This is a genomic window from Bacillus sp. FAU20 (assembly GCF_056033865.1).
This window is the reverse complement of record NZ_JBVYHY010000003.1, coordinates 1,206,811-1,230,461: the sequence shown is the minus strand read 5'-3', so window position 1 is coordinate 1,230,461 and position 23,651 is coordinate 1,206,811. Positions and strand designations below refer to the sequence as shown.

Below are 23,651 nucleotides of genomic sequence, written 5' to 3'. Positions count from 1 at the left end.
AGCTTAACTGCACAATCTATTCCTTTTTCTCTGCTGAGAAGAAGTATAGATTGTACAGTTTTACCTAGGATAAATCCCCTTTTCTTATAATTAAATCTGAAATCTCAAAACAATCAACATTATAGAAAATCTGCCTTTTTACACCTATTACTAATATCTTTTACCTCCAAAAGAAATGAATTTCATTTTAAACCGTTATACCTCTTCCTCAACATAATCATAAGAACTATTTTGACGATCATGTTCAGTTGATAGGATATAATTTGCTAAACCCATTACACTTGGATTCTCAAAGAAATTGTGAATGCTAATATCTGTATTTAAAACTTTATTAATAGCAGCAACAGCACTCATTAACTTCAGTGAATTTCCTCCTATTTCAAAGAAGTTATGAGAAATTCCAATAGATTTGATGCCTAGGATTTCTTCCCAAATTGAAATAATAGTCTCTTCTACAAAATTACTTGGTGCTACGTACTCTACCTCAGTTGTTACATTCCCATCAGGCTTTGGTAATGACTTTCGGTCTACTTTCCCATTTGTAGTTAGCGGTAGCTTATCAAGTTGAACAAAAAATGCAGGAATCAGTATACTCTGGAAGCTTTTTAGTTAGATACTTTCTAATTTCTTGAATTATTAATTCATCTTTCCCATGTTTCAGAAGTAAAGTAAGCGCATATATATTTTTCACCATGAATATCATCTCTTACGATAACAATAGCTTCCTTTACTTTTTTATATTTAAGTAGCTGACTCTCTATCTCACCAAGTTCAATCCTGAAACCACGAACTTTCACTTGATGATCTATTCTACCTAAGAACTCAATATTTCCATCAGGCAACATCCTAACGAGATCCCCTGTTCGATACATTTTTTCTTCTGGTATAAATGGATTTGAGACAAACTTTTCTGCTGTCAAATCTGGTCGGTTTAAATATCCATGAGCCAATCCTGCTCCACTTAAACAAAGTTCTCCAGCTACGCCGATTGGAAGTAGTCTCTGATTTCCATCTACTATAAATGCTGAAGTATTTGCTAATGGCTTCCCAATTGGTATTGTGTCGAATTCTTCATTGATTTCATTTATACAATAATACGTAGCAAAAACAGTACTTTCTGTCGGACCGTATACATGAATCAGCTTATCTTTCCCTAAATACTCCAATGCTCGTTTTGTATGTGATACTGAAATTCTTTCACCACCAAAGAGGATTTTTCTTATATTAGATAAACACTCTATTTCTAAATCAACCAATGTATTAAATAAGGCTGTAGTTATAAACATAACACTAATTTTTTCTTCTTTTATTAATTTTGTTAGCTTACTTAAATTCAATACTGTATCTATTGATACCATCACTAATTTTGCACCATTTAACAATGCACCGTAGATGTCAAATACGGATCCATCAAAAGAATAATTTGAAAGCTGTAAAATAATATCATCTGCATCAATCTTAATATAGTTTGTGTCACGAACAACCCTTACTGCATTAGAATGTGATGTTACCACACCTTTTGGTACTCCAGTAGAGCCCGATGTATATATGATATAAGCTATGTTCTCAGAATCATTTATAGGAGCTAAATTCTCTTTACTCAATTGAAAATTCTCACTCTTATCTAAACTAACCATCTCTACATCCAATGAGGAATCATTAATGAACTTCTCCTGCGTTAATAGAATTTGAATATCACTATCTTGTATCATAAATTTAATTCTATCCTGAGGAGATTTAGGATCTATCGGCAAATAAGCTGAACCTGATTTTAAGATACCCATTATTCCAATTATCATCTCAGGGGATCTCTCAACCATAATTCCCACAATTGTATTTGCAGTAATTCCTTTATCTCGTAACCATCTAGCAACTTGATTAGACCTTTCATTTAATTCTTGATACGTCATTTTAGTGCCTTCAAATTCAACGGCAATATGATTAGGCGTTTTCTCTACCTGTTCCTCAAACAGCTGATGTATAGTCTTATCCTTCGGATAATTCGTCTTTGTATCATTAAATCTATACAATAATACATCTCGCTCTTTCTCTGGGATTATGTCTATCTCATTTAATTTCTTATCCTCATTTAAAACAACTTGTTCCGTTACCTTTTTAAGATGCATTTCTATATTGTCTATTATTTCCTGTGGATAAATCTTTTCGTTATAAGTTAATTTTAATACTAACTGTTCTCCAGGAATTGCTACAATGTTGAATCCATAATTGGTTTGTTCTTTCTACCCTTATATTTTGACACATAAAACCTGTATTACTTTCTGCATGATTAAAACTACTATCATCCAGTGAATAATTTTGAAATACCATTACATGATCAATTAGATTTCTTTTTAGATCATGTAAAGATTGAATTTCAGCTAAATTTATATAGTTATATTTATTATTTTCTATTGATTCATCCTGGACATTTCTTAAAACCTCTTTAAAACTACTATCTTTTTCCAGTTTAACTCGAGTCGGAATTGTATTAATGAATAATCCTACCATCGCTTCAATTCCTTCTACTTTTGCCTCTCTTCCTGATACGACTGTTCCAAATACAACATCTTCTATATTATTGTACCTCGCTAAAAGAATGCCCCAAATTGCCTGCAGTACGGTATTAAAAGTAACTTGATTTCTATTTGCGAGTTGAATAATGTTACGAGTCATTTCTTTTGAAAATTCTATCATTTTTTCTTTTTCTTTTATATTCATTAACTTTATTCAAGATTTTAGGAACCTGTGCTTGTTCTTCATATCCATCCAAATAGCTCTTCCAATGTGCTAATCCTTCTTCTTTATCCTGTTCTTCCAGCCATCTTATATAATCACTATATGGTGTTGGCTCCGCTAAATGGCTATCTTCACCTTTCATCTTTCTTCCATAAACATCAAAGAACTCACCTAATATAATCCCAAGACACCATCCATCTAACAATATGTGATGATGACTCCATACCAATTTATATGAATCCTGATTCATTTGAATTAAGCTAATTCTCATTAATGTGTCTTCACTTAAATTAAAGCCTTTTTGTTTATCATTTTGTAAATAATTCTCTATAAACTTTGTTTTCTGCTTAATGCTTTCGTCTTGAATATCATAATATTTGAAACCTACTTTTCTATCTTGAAGTATGACGTGTCTTGGTTCCTCCACTAATTCATACTCAAATGCTGCTCTTAATATTTCGTTTCTCCTCATTATTGTATTAAATGATTTTTCTAAAATATCTACATCTACAGTCCCTTTTATATCCATTACAATTTGTTCAAAATACATACTAGAATTTTTATCTTCTAATGCGTGGAATAACATCCCTTTTTGCATATTTGCTAACGGATATATTTTCTCAATAATAAAACCATTGTATTTTTCTTTTATTTCTTCAAGTTCTTCTAATGTTATATTTATATCTCCATAATCAAAAGGTGTTTGGTCTGGTTCTACTTTATTCGCACAGTGATTAATTATCATTTCAAGACTTTCTTTATATTTCTGATTTAAGTCCTTTATCATTTTTTCACTGTATTCTAATTTATTAAATGTTGTATGAATAACCAATTCACCATTTAAAACCATTGAATTCATTTCTATAGATGTATTCCTATTAATTTTCTTACCCACTGTTTCACCTATAGACCATTTCGATATAGAGAATTCTCTCCTGTTAATATCTTGATCCAATTCACCTAAATAGTTAAATGAAATTGGTGCCTTTTCTTCATTCATAAATCCCTTATCTTTTGCTAAATGTTTTAATACCCCATAACCTATTCCTTTATTTGGTATTTTTCTCAAAGTTTCTTTAACTGTCTTTATGTTGGTCGAAAGTTCATTTTCATTCCCTATATCTAAAAGCACTGGATACATCGTCGTAAACCAGCCAACAATCCTATTGATTTCGAAATTCTCTATTACGTCCTCTCTTCCATGCCCTTCCATATTTACTTTTAGCTTGTATTTCCCCGTCAATTCTCTGGTTCCAACTGCTAAAGCTGTTAATAAAATATCATTTATTTCTGTGTTATATGCCCTATTTGTATTTCTAAGTAAAGATGTAGTGAGTTCTCTATCTAATGTAATACTTACTGTACTACTATTTTCAAAGTTGTTTTTTGTGATTTCTTTCTTTTTTAGGGATAAACTGTACATTCTCTTTTTGATATACTTGTCCAATATTCCCTTTCTTTCATTAATTCCCTACTCACACTATAAGCTTTTAACTTTGATGCAAATTCTTTATAGGAATCTGTTTTGAATCCTATTTCTAGCTTTTCACCCTTTTCTAGTTGTGAATATAAAGTCTCCAAATCTTCGAGTAGGATTCTCCATGATACTCCATCCACTACAAGGTGATGAATCGCAATCAGAAGATGATCTCCTTCATCAGATTTAAATATACAAAGCTTTACAAGTTTACCTTCTTTAATATCCATCTCTTTTTGAATATTTGTAGCAATTTCATATACCTTCTCTTCCTTATTCTCAACACCCTTAACATCATGAATATATAAATCAAATAGGTTCTTGTCATAACCTCTATTATATTGAATTATTTCTCCCTCTTTTTCTTTATATATCATGCGTAAAGCATCATGATGTTCCATAATTTTATTAAATACTTCTTCTATCTGTTTTTCATCAAATCCATTTTCTCTAAATAGCATGAACGATTGATTAAAATGATGTATCTCTTCTTGGTTTTTCTCAAAATACCAACTTTGTATCGGCGTTAATTCTACTTCCCCATTTACTATTTCATGAACCTTTTGTTCTTTCTTTTCTCGTTTTATATATTTTCCAAGATTTTTAATTTTTGGATTTGCAAATAAATCTTTCATTTCTAGTTTAAGACCAATTCTAGATAATCTAGATATAATTTGGATTGCCTTAATGGAATCTCCTCCAGATACAAAGAAATTATGATTAATCCCTATATCCTCTATCCCAATAATACTTCTCCAAATTTCAACGAGCTTTTCTTCCACTTCATTTCTCGGTTCCTCATACTCTACCCCGGTATTAATACTTCCATCTGGTTCAGGAAGTGCTTTTCTGTCTACTTTCCCGTTCGTTGTCAACGGAAGTTTATCTAATTTCACAAAATATCCAGGAATCATATAATCCGGAAGTTTCTGTTCTAAATATTCTCGAATTTCCCTTGCATGTAATTCTTTTTGTGAAACGATATACGCACATAAATATTGATTACTTTCCTTATCTTCTCTAGCTATAACAATCGTTTCTTCGATATCTTGATGAGTTGACAGTTGACTTTCTATTTCTCCAAGTTCAATTCGATAACCACGTATTTTCACCTGATGATCTATCCGTCCTAAAAATTCTATATTCCCATCAGGTAACCACCTTGCAAGATCTCCAGTTCGATACATAGATTTACCGTTATTAAATGGATTTTCAATAAACCTTTCAGCTGTTAATTCTAGATTATTCAAATATCCTCTTGCTATCCCCTCACCTGATACACACAGTTCCCCAGCTACTCCAATTGGCTGAAGATTATTTCCCTTGTCTAATATATATATATTAGTGTTTAAAATTGGTTTTCCAATCGGAATTACCTTATCACCGCTTATTTGATCAAACTCAATTCTATAACTTGTGGAATCTACACAACACTCTGTAGGCCCATAAACATTTGTGATATTAGGTTTAAAATCAGCAAACTTTCCAAATAAACCTTTGATTAAATAAGGCGTTAATGCCTCTCCTCCTACAATAAATTCTTTAATTTCTAATTCTTGTTCTATTTTATTTACATAGCTAAGCATTGTTAAATGTGCCGGAGTATCATCGGATACATGTATTTTATTTGTTGCATAATACTCAATTAAACTCATTGCATTCCAACATACTTCCTTTGGCACAACAAATAAGGTATGTCCTAAAAGTAATGTGGCAAATATTTGTTTCACCGATGCATCAAATATAAATGGTGCTAGCAACGCGACATTAACATTAGTATTGAACCTTTTATAAATTACATTATTTAACCCATTGACTAAGTTATTTACACTATTTTGTTCTATCATTACCCCTTTAGGATTCCCTGTAGAACCTGATGTATATATTACATAAGCTAAATTTCGAGGACTATTTATTTTACTGATATTCGTTCTATTTTCTTTATATTTTAATTTATCTAATTGTATAATTTGTCCATGAAAAGATATATCGCTATGAACCTCATTCGTTACGCATAGTATCTCTATATGGCTATTACGTAACATATATTCTTTTCTTGTCCTAGGATAAGTTGGATCAATCGGTAAATAAGCTCCTCCAGCTTTTAAAATCCCCATTATACCTACTATCATTTCAATAGAGCGTTCCACCATTATTCCCGTTACTACGTCAGGACCAACTCCTTTTTCGCGAAGTATATGCGCAAGGCTATTTGCCCTTTCGTTTAGCTCTTTATATGTTATACTTTGATTTTCAAAAACAAGTGCCACATTATTAGGTGTCTTCTCTACCTGTTCTTCAAAAAGCTCTGGAAGTGTTTTTTCTTTAGCATATTTTCCTTTTGTATTATTAAATTCGTTTAATAACTTACTTTTTTCTTTCTCTGTTAATATATCTATTTCACTTAATTTCTGTTCTGGATTTTCTACTACTTCTCTTAAGACGTTTATAAAATGCTCTAAAAACCTCTCTATTGTTTCCTTTTTATAGAGAGCCGTACAGTATTCAATTTCTAATCCTAATCCATCCTCTAACTCACTTACATGTATAGTAATATCAAACTTAACTATTTCCCTCTGATCTTCTAACATGCTAACCTTTAGTCCATCCAAATTTAATAGCATATTATCAGTGTGTTGAAATACCAGCATCGTATCAAATAGTGGATTTCTTGAAATGTCTCTTCTCACATTTACCTTTTCTACCAATTCTTCAAATTGATAATCCTGATTTTCATATGCTTTCAATGTATTTTCTTTTACTTCTTTTAAGTACTCTCTAAAAGATCTATTGCCCTTTGGATAATTTCTCATTGCAAGGGTATTCACAAACATTCCCATTACATTATTTAAATCTACATGTTTTCTTCCTGCAATTGGTGATCCTACTACTATATCCTCTTGCCCTGAATATTTAGAAAGCAAAGTCGTGTATCCTGCTAACATCAGCATATACATAGTAACTTCATTTTCTGTAGCCAACTTGTTTAACTGATTATAAGTTTCACTATTGATTTTTAAATTGATTCTATCTCCAGCAAAACTTCTTCTTTTTGGCCTTTTATAGTCCGTTGGCATATTTAGTACTGGTACTTCTTCATTGAACACATTCATCCAATACTTTTCTTGCTTTGTGATTTCTTCTTGAGTAAACAAGCCTCTTTGCCACTCAGAATAATCTTTATATTGAATGCTTAATGGAGATAATTTTTGACCATTATATAATTCAGCTAATTCCTGCATGAAAATCCCCATTGATACACCATCTGAAATGATATGATGCATATCTAATACCATCACGTGCTCATCATCTGTAACATGTATGATTTCAACCCGTAAAAGAGGAGCCTTCTCCAAATCAAACGGTTTAACAAATCCATTGATTATATCATCTAGTTTATTGGTACCCATTTCTCTATACGTCAATTGGAAATTTATGTCTTTTTCAATCTTTTGAACTGGTTCACCATCTACCATTACAAAAGAAGTTCTTAAAGATTCATGTCTTTCGATTAATTTACGGAAAGCCTGTTCAAGCTGATGAACATCCAAATCACCTTTTATTTTCATAGCGAAAGGCATATTATAAGATACTCCGCTACCCTCTATTTTGTTTAAAATGTAGAGTCTTCTTTGGGCAGATGAAAGCGGATAATAATCTTGTTCTTCTACTTTTTTGATCGATGCATATACACTTTCTTTTGTAGAGTTAATAAATTCTCCAATCTCTTTTATAGTAGGTACTTGGAATATTTGTCCTAAAGGTATCTCCACCATAAGTTCCTTATGGATTCTAGAAACCATCGTAGTCGCTTTCAGTGAATGGCCTCCAATTTCAAAAAAGTTGTGTTGAATTCCTATGTTTTCTATATCTAAAATATCTTGCCAAATGGATACAAGCTTTTCTTCGACTGTATTCCTTGGCGCCTCATACTCTACTACTCCTGCAACCGAACTTCCATCAGGACTTGGTAAAGCCTTTCGATCCACTTTCCCATTTGTAGTAAGTGGTAGCTTGTCTAGCTGAACAAAAAAAGCAGGAATCATATACTCTGGTAACTCTTTTGTCAAAAACTTTCGAATTTCTTGAACCCTAGTCTCGCCCTTCGATGTTTCGGAAGTAAAGTACGCACATAAATATTGATGATTATTATTATCTTCTCTTGCGATAACAACAGCTTCTTTTACTTCCTTATGTTTTAGAAGTTGACTCTCTATCTCACCCAGTTCAATCCTGAAACCACGAATTTTCACTTGATGGTCAATTCTTCCTAAAAACTCAATATTTCCATCAGGTAACATTCTCACAAGGTCTCCTGTTCGATACATTCTCTCTCCTGGAATGAACGGATTTGGAATGAATTTTTCTGCTGTGAGCTCTGGTCTATTTAAATAACCACGGGCCAAACCTTCTCCGCTGATACAAAGCTCGCCTGGCACTCCCAATGGACAAAGCTCATTAGATTCGTTTAAAATAAAGACTTTTGTATTACATATTGGTTTTCCTATCGGTATATTGTCATAAGAATTTTCTATAATAAAGCTTGTTGTTACTACTGAATTCTCTGTAGGACCATAGTTATTAACAATCTGGTAACTTTTATTTTCAAAATAATTTAGTTTATCTCCACCTGTTAATAATCTTCTTAAAGATGTATTCTCAAGCATTAAAAATTGTTCACATACTTGTGTAGGTAAAAAGCTTATTGAAATCTCTTTTTCAATAAAATATTTGTTTAATTTCGTAATATCTAATTTTAAATTATCATTTATAATATGAATCTCTGAACCCGCTATGATATAAGGAAATACTTCCCAAGCAAATGCATCAAAACTTATACTTGCATAACTAGCATTTTTATCAGTTTCACTTATTTTATTGAAGGAATTATGCCAATTACATAAGTTCACCAATGAATGATGCTCCACCATAACTCCTTTTGGCTTTCCAGTAGAACCAGATGTATAAATGACATAGACTAAATCTTTACTGCTGCTATCAATACGTAAGTTCTCGGTTCCGTATTTAAACAAATGCTCATTATGAATATTAATAATGCTAATATCATCAACTTCTGTACAATCAACTAAATTAATTAATTTATCCTGGGTCAATAATATTTCAGTTTGACTATCTTGAAGTATATATTTAATTCTATCTATAGGATATGTAGGATCAATTGGTAAATACGCACCACCAGCTTTTAGAATTCCCATAATTCCCACAATCACATCAACCGAACGTTCTAATAATATTCCTACTATTTTATCAGAACCAACACCATTTTCTCTTAACGCTCTTGCCAATTGATTAGATTTTTCATTTAACTCCCTATATGTCAATTGCTTATCTTCAAAAACAACTGCAATGCTATCTGGCGTTCGTTCTACTTGTTCTTCAAATAACTTGTGTATTAACTGGTTTTTAGAGAAATCTACATTTGTATCGTTATGTTCATACAATAAAAAGCGCTTTTCTTCTTGTGGGATCATATCTATTTTATTTACACTTATCGAAAGATTTCCTGATATTTCTCTCAGAATATTAATATAATTTTCTGTCATTCTTAATATTGTGTCTCTTTTGAATAATCCAGTACTATATTCGACATTTAACACGATCTCATCGTCATAATCTAAAATATTAAAAGTGATATCGAATTTTGCATTATCTAATTCAAATATAATTGGACTAAGATTTAAAGCACCTTGCTTCTTAGTAAATAATTTAGCGTCTTCCAATACAAACATGGTATCAAATAAAGGGTTTCTATTAGAGTCTCTTTCATAGTCTATACTGCGAATTAGTTCGTCAAACTGATACTCTGAGTTTTCAAATGCTGTAATTGTATTTTCTTTTACCTGTTCCAAAATTTCTTTAAAACTTTTTGTAGCATCTATATTGTTTCTTAAAGCAATAGTGTTAACGAACACACCAAAAATATTTTGTAAATCTTGATGTAACCTACCTGATGCAGCTGTTCCGACAACAATATCAGTTTTTCCAGTATATTTGTGAAGTAATATATGATAAGCGCTAAGCATAAGCATATATAAAGTTGACCCTGTATCCTTAGCTACCCTTCTTATCTGTTCAGATAACTCTTTTTCTATATGAAAGTATGCATTTTCTCCTGCAAAGGTATCAATATTTTCTTTTCTATAATCATAAGGTAATTCTAATTTAGATGGCAGATGACTGTATAAATTCAGCCAATATTGCTCTTGTTTTTTTATAGCATTAGATTGATTATACGTATTATTCCATTCTACATAATCCTTGTATTGTATATTTATCTTAGGTAGATCAAGATTGTTATATAAATCGAGTATTTCATTCATAAATATTCCTTGTGATACCCCATCTGCTATTATGTGATGGAAGTTAACAACCAATATATGCTTCTCTACTCCGATTTTAATTAGTTTAGCTCTCATTAATGATGGTTTATTTAAATCAAAAGGCTTTGTTGATTCCTTACACATTTTGCTAGTTAAATCTCTTAAACCTTCATCATCTGTTACGACTATATCTAAACATTGGTATTCCAAATCAAAATCAACTTTATCATAAACCCTTTGAACTAATTCATTATCTAATACTTCAAATCCTGTTCTCAGGATTTCATGTCTATCTATAAATTTTCTAAATGCTTTTTCAAGTCTATTACATTCGATTTCACCTTCGACAAGTAACGCCATAGGAATATGATATGCTCCTCTATTATTTTCCATCATAGAAAGCATGTACATTCGTTTTTGAGAAGGCGATGTAGCATAATAATCCTTTTTCGATACCCTTTCAATCCTATTTCCCCTATGATTGTCTTGGCTATTTTTCAAATATTGATCTAATACCTTTATAGTGTCATTTTTAAATATTTCTCCTATCGGCACCTCTATATTCATTCTCTTTTTAATTTCAGTAACAATCGATATCGCTTTTAATGAATCTCCGCCTATTTCATAGTAATTAGTATCTATTCCTATGTTTTCTATTTCGAATACATCTTTCCATATATCTAATATTTGGGCTTGAGTTTCATTTTCTGATTCTTCACATGTAGTTGCTGCAACTTCATCTAGTTCATGATTTTTTATTAATTCCCCCAAAATACTCTTATTTACTTTTCCATTTACAGTCAATGGTATTTCATCTATTTTGAAAAATCTTGATGGAATCATATAATTCGGGAGCTGATTTTGCAAATATTGTTTTAGTTCATTTGGGTTTATGTCTTCATCTGAAACTACAAAAGCATACAGGCTTTTCATTTTATTATCGTTTGTATAGTCAATTACTACTGTTTTATTTACACCTTTATATTTGATTATACAATTTTCAATTTCCCCTAATTCTACCCTATATCCCCTTATCTTAACTTGACTGTCTTTTCTTCCTAAAAATTCGACATATCCGTCCTCTTTTAACACGCCATAATCACCGGTTTTGTAAATATATCCTAATTCTTCGTGCAAAATAAATGACATCTTAGTTTTTTCAATATCATTTATATATCCACTTGCTACTCCCACTCCACCAATGTACAATTCTCCCTCTACATCTACGGGACACAATTGCTTGTTTTGATTTAATACATAAATTTTCTGGTTAGCCAACGGCATCCCATATGGTATACTTTTCCAATCTCCCTTAATTTCCTTAATAGGGTAATATATGGACCATATTGACCCCTCAGTTGCTCCACCTAAGCTAATAACTTCCGCATTTTTGAAAGTTTTCTTTATCTTCTGAGGAAGTTCCAGCGGTATCCAGTCCCCACTAAGCAATACAAGCCTTAGACTATCATCCTGTTCACTATCATTATATAAGTCCACTGTCAGTTCCATAATTGCTGGAACTGAGTTCCAAATTGTGATTCCTTCTTTCTTTACAACTTTTTTTAGGTTATATACATCCCTTTGATCATCTATAATTACAAGGGCCGCTCCACAGCTCAATGCACCAAAAACATCATAAACTGACAAATCAAAGCACAGTGAAGAAATCCCCATAATTTTATCATTTTCTGTCACACAGAATTTTTCGTTAATATCTATAATTGTATTTGTTGCTGCACCATGAGTTATTTGAACTCCTTTAGGTTTTCCTGTACTACCAGAAGTAAAAATAACATATGCCATATCTGTTTCATCTACTTTTATATTGACTTCATCACCAGAATATTCCCTAATATTTTCATCTTTATAGGTAGAAGGTGTTATAAAGAACTTACAATTACTTTTCTTTTTTATATATTCTTTTCTTTCTTCAGGATAATCAGGATCAAGCGGTATATATGCTGCTCCAGCCTTTAAGACAGCAAACAAATTTATAATGGTATCTATACATCGCTTACCTATCACACCAATGTAATCACCTTTTCTAACTCCCTTATCCATTAAGTATCTTGCAATTTGATTCGATTTTTCATTTAGTTCTTTATAAGTTATCGAATCATCATGATGAATTACAGCTACCTTATCTGGTACTAGTTTTGCTCGATTCACAAACATTTCATGTAAAGTACACTTATCAAACTTTTTGTTTGTATCATTATAGGTTTCAATAACTTTTATGCTATTGTCACTAAGGTTAATACCTGACACTTGATCATTAAATATAACCTGATTTAATACATTTATATATTGTTCAAACATTGATTTAATAACATTGATCTCAAATAATTGTTCAACGTAATCCCATGTAATATATAAACCTCCATTTAATTCATAAACTTGGTTATCTATATAAACTTGGGATGTTCTTGTACTAAAAAATTTAATTTTTTCAAAATCTATCAAATGATTAAATGAATCATCTGAGTCCTCACTCAATACACTTGTAAATACAATAGGCATTATAGCTTGATTAACCATTCTATGTTTTTTCCCAATAGCTCTTATAAAATCCACACCATCATAATGTCTATGTTCAAGGGCTTCTAACAAGGTATCCTGTACCTTCGCAGCAAATTTCCAAAATGACTCAATACTATCTTTCGCATTAATATCTAATAACATTAGAGTTGTGAAATCCCCAATGATTTTTTTTACGTCTTGATGAAACGGTATCCGATTAAAAACAGTTAAATTTACTGCAAATCGACTCTGATTACTCCAATATGCTAAGACATAAGCATATGCAGCACATAAAACCGATGTAGGGGTAAGATTTTTTTCTCTTGCTTTTTGTTTTAATCTATTCCACGTTTCACGTTCTAAAAATTCCGAACATTTATTGAATGTAGGTTTTTCAATTTCTAATGGGTTGCATTTTAAAGGCAATGCTGGTGCACTTGGGAAATTATCCAATTTATTTAACCAGTACTTCTCATCTTTTTTATATCGATTAGATTGCCTAAATTCATTGGTTGCTAAAACATAGTCTCTAAAATTATACTCCAGCTCAGGCAGCTGCAGACTTGGCTGATTGTAAAACATTTTAAATTCCTTGATTAATATTTTCATGCTACTGTCATCACAAATTAGCGGATCTATATTTAAACAAAAATATTTTTGATTATTGGGTAATATAAATGCTTTTATCTCAAATAATGGCCAAGTACTTGGATCTATGATTTTAGCTATCATTTTTTGTCTTTGTTCCAATATACGTATCATTATATCTTCTTGATTTAAATGCCTTACATCTACTGTGTCTACAGAATAAAGAAGTTCTCCTTCTAAGATTCTTTGTGTTCCATTTTCAAAAACTATTGTTCTTAGTATTGGATGTCTATTAATTAATTTTTGTAATGCACTATTAAACCTATCTATATTAATATCTATTTCAAATTCAACCGTTAAATTTGTAGCTGCTCCACCAATTTCAAAAGCCGGATCTCTACCTATTAAATAGGCTAATTGTATACCTGTAAGTGGGAAAGGTTCATGTAAATTCTTTAAATCTGTAGTTTTTGTAAATTGTCGGTTCTCAATAATTTCTCCCTTGTTCGTTTCGATGTAAGCACTTATTTTCTTTATTGTGGATAATCTAAACAGTTCCTTTAATGGTAAATCAACACTTAACCTATCATTCATTTTAGATAAAAGCTCCATTGCGTTTATCGAATGCCCACCAAGAACTGCAAAACTGTCATTAATACCAACTTTATTTATATTCAAAGTTTCCTGCCACATTAAAACGAGCTGTTTTTCAATCTCACTTCTTGGTTCCTCATATTCAACCTCGGTATTAAAACTTCGATCTGGTTCAGGTAAAGACTTTTTATCTATTTTTCCATTTGCTGTTAACGGCATTTTATCTAACTTAAGAAAATAAGTAGGAATCATATAATCAGGTAACTTTTCACCTAAAAATTTTCTTAATTCTTCAACAGTAACTTCTCCTACTAATGTTAGATATGCACAAATATAATTGCTCTTGTCCTTTTCTTCTCTTGCTACAACTACAGTTTCTTTTACATTTGGATGCTTTAATAACTGACTCTCTATCTCTCCAAGTTCAATCCTAAATCCCCGAACCTTTACTTGATGGTCAATTCTTCCTATAAATTCAATATTCCCATCAGGTAACCACCTTGCCAAATCTCCTGTGCGGTATAAACGCTCTCCTTCTGCAAATGGGTTTTTAACGAATTTCTCTAATGTTAGCTGCTCATTATTTAAGTACCCTTTAGTTAATCCATCACCAGAAATACAAAGTTCTCCAGGTTCACCAATAGGAAGTAAATTTTTCTTTTCATCTACTATGTAAACTGAAGTATTTGCTAACGGTTTACCTATAGGTAGAGTGTCAACATCCTCATCTATTTCATTTATAAAGTAATATGTGGCAAAAACAGTACTTTCCGTTGGTCCGTATACATGAATGAGTTTATCTTTCCCCAGAAATTCTAATGCTTTTCTTGCATGGGAGACAGAAATTCTTTCTCCACCAAATAATATTTTTCTCATATTGATTAAACAATCTATTTTGATATCTACAAGCGCATTAAATAAAGCAGTTGTAATAAACATCACGTTTATGTTTTCTTGCTTAATTATATTTCCAAGCTTATTTATATCCGTGACTGTATCTTTTTCTATAACTACTAATTTCGCCCCATTTAACAGAGCACCATATATATCAAAAATTGATCCATCAAAAGAATAATTCGAAAGCTGCAGAATGGTATCATTATTATTTATTTCTATGTAATTTGTATTTCGAACGACTCTGATAGCACTATAATGCGAAATGATAACTCCCTTTGGTATTCCAGTAGAACCCGATGTATAAATAATATAAGCTGTATCATCAAAACGATTTATATGTTTCAGATTACCTGTACTTAAGTCACTTGAATCTAGCTCGTCCAAATTGATTATTTCTAAATCATATTCGATTTTCTTAATGAATTTCTCTTGAGTCAATAAAATCATGGTATGACTATCCCGTAACATATAATCAATTCTTGCTTTTGGAGTATCAGGATCAATTGGGAGGTAAGCTGCTCCAGATTTTAAAATACCCATTATTCCAATTATCACTTCAAGTGATCTATCAATCATTAATCCTATAATAGCATCTGTATTAACGCCCTTATTCCTTAACATCCTTGCTAATTGATTGGATTTCTCGTTAAGTTGCCTGTATGTGAGTTGTTTATCTTTAAACACAACTGCAATATTCTCAGGTGTTCTCTCCACTTGTTCTTCAAATAGCTGGTTTATGGTCTTATTTCTTGGATATTCGTTTTTTGTGGAATTGAATTTATTTAATATCATATCTTGCTCTGCTACTGTAATCTCATCGTAAGTTCTTGTCCCATCCTTGTTTATTTCACCAGAATTCTTAATAGACATGTTGGATTTCCCCTTTTTTAGTAATTATCCATTACCAAAATTATTTATTATTTTATTACTGTTAAAAATATAGAGAATGAATTAAATAAAAAATTCATCGTTCATAACAAGGTATACAATCCCCCCTATTTAGAAGTTACTAAAAGGAATTCTATAAAAAATTTAACTTACTACGAGAAAAATTTCCTTATTTTCACGCAAAAAACATATGATAAAAATTTATCTAAATAATTAAAATAATCAGATTTTTTTACTGTAATTTAATTAAAGACAAATATTAAAACTCATATCAAGTTACAGATAAGGCTACTACAGCACATAATTAAGAACATGAATAAGTAAGGATAACTATTGGTATATATCTGAGGAATCTAATTTAAAACCTCAGTTAACGTATCATTTATTATTGTTGTAATTTTTTCCACATTGTTATTTATAAAGAAATGATTTCCTTCCAAATTATAAATCTTAAAATTCCCACAAGTATGCTTCTTCCAACCAATTATGCCTTTTAGACTAATTAAATCTTCTGTTCCGTTTAATACAGTAATATCGCATGTGATTTTGTCCGCTTTTTCTTTATATTCATATGTTTCAACTATTTTAAAATCATGTTTTAGTAAAGGAATGAAAAATTCGAACAATTCTTCGTTACGAATTAATTCTTCTGGTGTTCCCCCTAATTCTATAACTCTATTTTTAAACTCGTTATTTGGTAAATTATAAGTTATCTCCTTCTTTTCCCTTTCACTCGGTGCTTTGTATCCAGAAAAAAAGATATGCTTGGGTTTCTTGAATCCCATTCCTATTATTTTATAGTATAATTCATACGCTAATAGGCTCCCCATACTATGTCCATAAATTGCATAATCTTCCTCACCTATTTTATCCCGAATATTATCAAAGATGTCATCTACCGCTTCTTCTAAGCTATTATAAAATGGTTCATTGAATCTTTTCCCTCTTCCCTTTAACAGTACTGGACATAGATTTATAGATGGGGTTAGATAATCACCCCATTTATAATATAACGCTTCGGATCCTCCTGCATAAGGCAAACAAAATAACATCATTAAAATGCACCTCTATCTCATAAAAGTTTGTAGAAATCATTAATAATAATATCTTGGTTAATCACTGTTATATTACTAGAAATTTCTTCATTTAATGAACATACGGCCATTTTGTATTCTAACTCTATATCAAAAATCGCCATTGAATAAGAATTACTTTTTTCTTCATTATCGGAAAGTATACGAACAGCTTTGTGACTATCTATATTAATAGAAAATGATTTTAGTGACATTGATAATCCGCTTCCATAGCATTTAATATAACTCTCTTTCAATGTCCATACCTCATAAAACTTCCTCAATTGATAATTAACATCACCTTTTTGTATATAAGCATATTCACTATCACAGAAAAAACTTTTTGCTATTTCTTCGTATTCAATATGTTTTATTTGTTCAATGTCAATTCCAACAGGGTTATTACTAATTGCACATACTACAAATTCTCCCGAATGTGAAATGTTAAAGTAATAATTCGGATACCCCTTTAAATAAGGTTTTCCATAATGATTTTTCCCCCATACTATTCTTTCATTACCGATTTTAAGCTTTTTATTTGTTAGAGTCCTTACTAGTAATTCACCAATCAAGGTTCTAATTTTATCTTTTTTATTAATAAATTTTTTTATTCTATATCTTTTCTCTTCATCTATCCACGAACAAATTTTTTCTAATTTGCGATCATTTATATCTTTAATTTTGGTAACAAAAATTTCCATAAAACCCCTCACAAATCCTAGTTAAATTAATTGATCAACTACAATTATTCGAGCGTTATGCTAACTGATTTTTCTACTTTCATTAATCGTGGAATGCTAATCATGTAAAAAACTCCTACAAATATTAAACATCCGCCAACTATCCAAAAAAGAGTTTCAACTGCAAGAATACCTGGGTAAAATCCAGCAATAAAAAGTAAGGTTAGTGACTGTGAGAGCATCATCAAAGGATTAATACACCCGTGTACTCTTCCCATCATTTTGGGATTTACTATTTTCGGAATCCAACCTCCAATTGCTACATTAATCATCGGAAGTGCTAGGGCAACTATGCCCGTACAAATAACATACAGCCAAACTGTATTGACTAATGAGCTCAAAATAGTCGCTCCTCCTCCAATAAACAAAGCTAAAATTAGTAAATGATAAAGCTTTATTTTTTGAGAAAGTATAGATGCTATAACACTACCAAGTAAAATCCCGATACCAAAGACTATACTTAATATAATTGAAACTTCTTCATAGTTTCTTGGGGCTAGTTTGTATTTTAAAATAAATACCTGCATCACTGAGAGCCCTCCATTTAAAATTCCGAAAACTATAAATCCGGAGATAAGTGTAAGTAACAAGTTGTGGTTCAAAATATAACGTATTCCCTTCACAAAATCCTTCATTACAATTGAAATGTTCAAATCCTTGATATTATGCTTTCCATTTGGCATACGAATTTCTTCTGACATTCTACAAGATTTTATTAGAAGAGCACTAATAAAAAAACTAATTGCATCAATTAAGATTGCACCATAAATACCGATTACCCAATAACAATAAATCCCGATACCACTACCAAAAAGCATAAACAAACTTGTAACCATCTGATTCAAACCAACTGCAGTAGCATAGTCATCTCTTGTTAAAACACCTTGTACAAGGGATGATTGCGCGGGTGTAAAAAAGCTCTTTACCATACTTCTTAAAAATAACAGCGCAAATGCTGCTGGCATCCAGTTTAGAAAAAGAGACCATAATAATAAAAGCGATAATATAGAACAGATCCAATCACAATTTTGAGCTATTTTTTGTCGATCAATCCTATCAGTAACTACACCAACAAGAAAAAATACTACTAATGTGGGCAAAGACAACATCAACTCCGTAATAGTAGCATATGCAGGTTGGTGCGAAAAACGATTTAAAAAATAAAACATAAGTGCAGTTAAACCAATTGTACTACCCATTTGTGAAGTAAAAGATGCAAAAAATAGCCTCGAGTAATTCCCATTTTGAAATATAACTAAAATTTTCTTCATAAGGACTCCCCATTTAATTTGACTTAATTCTAATTATTCAGAATTTAATACCTTTGCTATGTTTGAAACGTATAATATCTAAATCCCTAACGTTCATCGCAGTTCCTTTGGTTAGAGCCTAACACACTGCTTTAAGATATAATTTGCCATTAGGATTTCTATCGCGGATTACACGTCAAAATGTACATTACCACTCATTAAATTGTATAGTTTTTCATTCTGATATTAATAATCCAAACATAACTATCCAAAAGCATCCTCCTTTTGATATGCAGTTTATTTCCTCTAACTTTCCACGCTACATTCTAATACTACCTTATATTGTAATCAAAATAATAAACGAATTATTTTCTCAAGTTGTCAAAATCACTAATAAATCATATTTATTAGTGATTTTGACAACTTGATTTCTCCTCTAAAAACGTAATATTACTGTAAATTGTTTTCCAAAAAATAATTATGTATATCTACAATTATTACAACAAGGAATGAACACCAATGTTATCCTATCCCTTATAACTGTTTTAACTTAAGTATGAAATTCATTTTTGAAGTGAAAATGATGTGGGGTGTGTCTATGAGGTTTAGTCTTCCAAAAAAAATTGTAATGAGTAAATTCTTACCAAGAAAACGTTATTCGTATTGATGATACATATATAAACCATATTTTCACTCAGTCATTCTAGGACAATTGAAGTGGCTTAAACTTGCCACTTCAATTGTCGTAGTAAATGTTTCATCTTTATCTAACATCAAATTAACACTATAAGCAAAAAGCTACTTATAATTCAGATGTTTTTCCTTAAAAATTTTTTGATTTATCTTTTGCAGGTAAAATGTAGTTTTCCCCTTTTTCATATATAGAAAGTATTCTTTTCAAGAAAGTAACTTTTGGTACTAACCAATAAGCAATTATCGCTGAAACAATCCCTAATATAGCACCTGTTATAACATCGAAAGGATAATGAACTCCTACCCAGATACGAGAAATGGCTACACAGAATGCAAGTGTAATCCATAGCCAACCAATCTTTTTATGAACAAGCCAAAATGAAAAACAAATTGAAAAGAATAAAATTGGATGGCTCAATTGGAAATTAATTATCAACAGCATGCTTCTTACCAATTTATTTAACATTGGGTAACTCTGCAAATGGTTGATAGTTTGAATGAAACTTTCCTGCTATTTTCCCGATAACCTCAGCAATCACAAAAGCAATCATCGCTTGAACAACCATCATTCGATTTTGGTTAGATCGATTAAACCAATACACTACAATAATTAAAGCTAAGAAATATACCATATATTCTGCCACGAACGTCATAGTAGAATTGAGAAATGGGTACTGTTTACCTAAATCGTTAACGGCTCGAAAAGCATCAATATTGAATTGAGAAAAAGACATTTTTGCAAACTCCTCCTTACCATATATAAATCAAACGCTAATTATAATTTTTTAATCTACTTTTTGTTACTACCTAATAGTTTTAGATGGTCCCATTTTATTTTTCTTAATGAATATCTACCTTTTTAAAATATGAAATCAATAATACTAATCCAATAATAGATGTTCCGAATATACCTATATAGGAGTACTCGGGAGGATAAGTGGGCTGAAGCGTATTTCTTGAGATATCACCTGCTGCTGCCCATGGAAACAATCCTCTATGTTCTGAATTTGCTGTCATTAAATTAATCATGGTTATTACAACTGTAAATACAATGGTCGGTACGTAATTCTTAAGTACAATTGTTAAAAGTATGATTGGTGTTGATAAAATAAAAAGCAATAATCCACCTATCAAAAACTGTACAAAAGATTCCCTTATTAAGGATGAACTTAGTCCATCAAATTGAAATATTATCCCTAATAATAATGTTAATCCCCATGCTACAAAAGTTAACATCATAATCCACGAAAATAGAAGTAGGAATTTACTTATAAGAAAATTCATACGTGATACAGGTATAGTTAATAAATTCTTTAATGTATCTTCTGTATATTCCCGAATAAATAGGTAGGCGGTTACTACCCCATATAGTGGTACTCCTATTATTAGAACAGTATATAAATTTACTTCACCAAACAATTGACTAAATACAATAGTAGGAGTAGGATGTTTAGTTTTTAAGCTTACAAATGATGCTACTACTACCATAAAAGGTACTACCGATGCACCGAGAATACTAATTAAGAACATATGGGATCGTTTTAGCTTTAATAATTCTGTATATAACAGATTAACCAATTGTTCCACCTCCAACTAATTTTGTGAAGTAATCTTCTAATCTGTCTTCACTCATCAAGATTTTCAAAACCTGAATATCATTTTGTACAAATATTTTATTAATATCTCCTTGTTGCCCAAGTTTAGAATACACGCGAATAATCCCCTCATTATGAACTTCATAATCAAAAATACCAAAGTTTTTCTCTAAGATTTTTGTAGCTTTATTGTCATTCGATACTTGAAACTCAATATATTTGCGATTCTTTTTTCTAAGGCTGTTAAATTCGATTTCCTCTAAGAGCTTACCTTCATGAATGATCCCCATATGATCTACTAACTGTTCTATTTCCGATAAAATGTGGCTGGATATTAATAAAGTAATTTTTCTTTCTTTAGCCAAATTTTGTATCAATCTTCTAATTTCCTTAATTCCTATTGGATCCAAACCATTAGTAGGCTCATCTAATATTAATAATTCTGGGTAATGAAGAAGAGATCTAGCAATCCCTAATCTTTGCTTCATCCCTAAAGAATATTTGCCCACAAGCTTTTTAGTTTCATGTTGCAATCCCACGATTTCTAACGCTTCATCAATTGCATTTTTTTTGTGTATCCCAATAATTTTCGCATTAATTAGTAGATTTTCCCGTGCTGTAAGATTCTCATAAAATCCAGGAACTTCAACAATAGACCCAATTCTTTTAAGGATTTCTTTTTGATTTTTTAATAAATCTTCTCCAAATATTTCAATCTTTCCATGGGTGGGCTTTATCAATCCTAATAACATTCTAATTGTAGTCGTCTTCCCTGCACCATTTCGACCTAAAAAGCCGTAAATTTCTCCTTGATTTACGGTTATATTAAGATTATCCACTGATTTCTGATTGCCATAAATCTTTGTTAAATTTGTAGTCTTTATTATTGCGCTCATGTAAGAACACCAACTTTCTTGTATGCTTATGTTTTTAGTATAGAAAGCAAATTTTAAACCGGGCTTAACTATTTCTTAACTATTTCTTAATTATGAAATTAACTATTCATCATTAACTCCATCTTGCTCCCTTGTACAATAAAGATAACCCCACTCTCCTTTGACTTTGATATAAGTCTCATCTAGATGCTAAGTATAGTATGTAAATTTGTTTTTCTTTTTCCAAATCTGATTAACATCAGGGTATGTTACAATTACTTGACCTTTATGTAATAAGTCTTCAAACACTACTATTTCTCTTTCTTGCTGTTTAGTACCAACGAAAGTAATGGCTAGCTTTACAAAACCTTTTTTCTTTTTCAATAAACTTAATCTCAACAGTTACTTCTTTACCCTCAATTAATAATTGAGGGTAATTAGTATACAATTGATAAAAGAAAAAAGAAAACGTGAAATTCAAAATTTAATGGATAAACTATTTGAATATTAATTCTTCAAACGAGAAGAGCCCTCCAAATAGGACGGCCCTTCTTTATTTCACATACAAATAGGCTTACTTACAGTAATTTTTTTGTATAGGACTTTTTCTTAACACATATACTATTTTTGAACCTGTTTACCAATACGCGTCCTGTTGGTATCTTAAATTCCTCTTAAAAAGAGCTGCAGATACGACTGCATGCCCTTTTATTTACGTTACTGCTCTAATATTCAATTAAAAACTAAAAATGTAATATTACATATTTTTTCTGTTCAGATTATGTTAGGATTTACTTCGTAGTCGAATTATGGTTTTTGTATCAAATTCAGCAATATGTGAACTATTTACCTAAAGTAAAGATACCCAAAAGGTGTCTTTTCTTCTTTTAATCTAAAAAACATTTTTTCTTTTCAGTAGATTCAATTATCCCTCTAACCTAAACCCTCACTAATTAAAGGCAATTTAATCATGGTACTCAAGAGTTTTCATCCATTTCAATATACCTATAGCTTAATTTAAAATCACATTTCCAGCACTATATTTGCTTTCCTACAGATTTTCTGTCTTGTTCTTAATTCTGTCAAAATCCTCATGTAGCTATACAAAGAATATATGCTACTATGATATTAAGAAACTATGCGTTCCCTTAACCCTGTATCCGGCCCTGTATTTATTACAGGGTCTTTGTTTATTTTATTTACTTTTATTGGCTTATAAGAGTTAATACACAACCAATTTCAATTAAAACCGTTTAAATGTTAGTTAGAATTTGAAATAATATATCTATTAACTTTTTTAACAAATGTAATCTAATATTAAATTTCTAAATCTATACTGTACTATACACCAGTTAACACTATATAAATAGTATTAACTATCTTA

At 30.9% G+C, this 23,651-nt stretch carries 8 protein-coding genes and 4 pseudogenes; 1 reads left to right on the top strand and 11 read right to left on the bottom strand.

The genetic code is table 11. The annotated features are described in order from the left end of the window. Positions 1-195: 195 nt before the first annotated feature. On the bottom strand, positions 196-399 hold the full coding sequence (locus tag AC0OM3_RS06665; RefSeq protein WP_474211225.1) for an acyl carrier protein: 204 nt from the start codon (positions 397-399) through the stop codon (positions 196-198). Between the two features lie 13 nt (positions 400-412). Between AC0OM3_RS06665 and AC0OM3_RS06660 the strand changes: the two genes are divergently transcribed. After that, on the top strand, positions 413-568 hold the full coding sequence (locus tag AC0OM3_RS06660; RefSeq protein ID WP_474211200.1) for a hypothetical protein: 156 nt from the start codon (positions 413-415) through the stop codon (positions 566-568). A gap of 73 nt (positions 569-641) precedes the next feature. On the opposite strand, the gene AC0OM3_RS06655 is transcribed toward AC0OM3_RS06660, so the two are convergent. From AC0OM3_RS06655 to AC0OM3_RS06610, 10 genes and pseudogenes are all read right to left on the bottom strand, one after another. Continuing rightward, complete coding sequence (locus tag AC0OM3_RS06655) at positions 642-2,204, bottom strand: non-ribosomal peptide synthetase (RefSeq protein WP_474211224.1); 1,563 nt, start codon at positions 2,202-2,204, stop codon at positions 642-644. Further along, positions 2,167-15,867 (bottom strand): annotated as a pseudogene (locus AC0OM3_RS06650) (condensation domain-containing protein); the annotation flags it as partial. The gene AC0OM3_RS06655 and the pseudogene AC0OM3_RS06650, both read right to left, overlap by 38 nt. Positions 15,868-16,394: 527 nt before the next feature. After that, positions 16,395-17,096, bottom strand: coding sequence for a thioesterase II family protein (locus AC0OM3_RS06645; RefSeq protein ID WP_000979068.1), 702 nt, complete (start codon positions 17,094-17,096; stop codon positions 16,395-16,397). A 17-nt stretch (positions 17,097-17,113) separates the two neighbouring features. Further along, entirely contained in the window at positions 17,114-17,815 is a 702-nt protein-coding gene (locus AC0OM3_RS06640) for a 4'-phosphopantetheinyl transferase family protein (RefSeq protein WP_000402329.1), read from the bottom strand. A gap of 44 nt (positions 17,816-17,859) precedes the next feature. Further along, positions 17,860-19,125: an MFS transporter gene (locus tag AC0OM3_RS06635; RefSeq protein ID WP_000722985.1), complete on the bottom strand. Its 1,266-nt coding sequence runs from the start codon at positions 19,123-19,125 to the stop codon at positions 17,860-17,862. An 802-nt stretch (positions 19,126-19,927) separates the two neighbouring features. Continuing rightward, positions 19,928-20,531: pseudogene (locus tag AC0OM3_RS06630) on the bottom strand (undecaprenyl-diphosphatase). A gap of 106 nt (positions 20,532-20,637) precedes the next feature. Then, positions 20,638-21,375, bottom strand: coding sequence for an ABC transporter permease (locus AC0OM3_RS06625; protein ID WP_000247702.1), 738 nt, complete (start codon positions 21,373-21,375; stop codon positions 20,638-20,640). Next, positions 21,368-22,288 carry an ABC transporter ATP-binding protein gene (locus AC0OM3_RS06620; protein WP_001273092.1) on the bottom strand — a complete coding sequence of 307 codons (921 nt, stop codon included), beginning with the start codon at positions 22,286-22,288 and terminating at the stop codon, positions 21,368-21,370. Before AC0OM3_RS06620 ends, AC0OM3_RS06625 begins: the two co-directional genes overlap by 8 nt. Positions 22,289-22,405: 117 nt before the next feature. Then, positions 22,406-22,525 (bottom strand): annotated as a pseudogene (locus AC0OM3_RS06615) (IS6 family transposase); the annotation flags it as partial. Continuing rightward, positions 22,514-22,694 (bottom strand): annotated as a pseudogene (locus AC0OM3_RS06610) (VaFE repeat-containing surface-anchored protein); the annotation flags it as partial. The pseudogenes AC0OM3_RS06610 and AC0OM3_RS06615, both read right to left, overlap by 12 nt. Positions 22,695-23,651 lie beyond the last annotated feature (957 nt).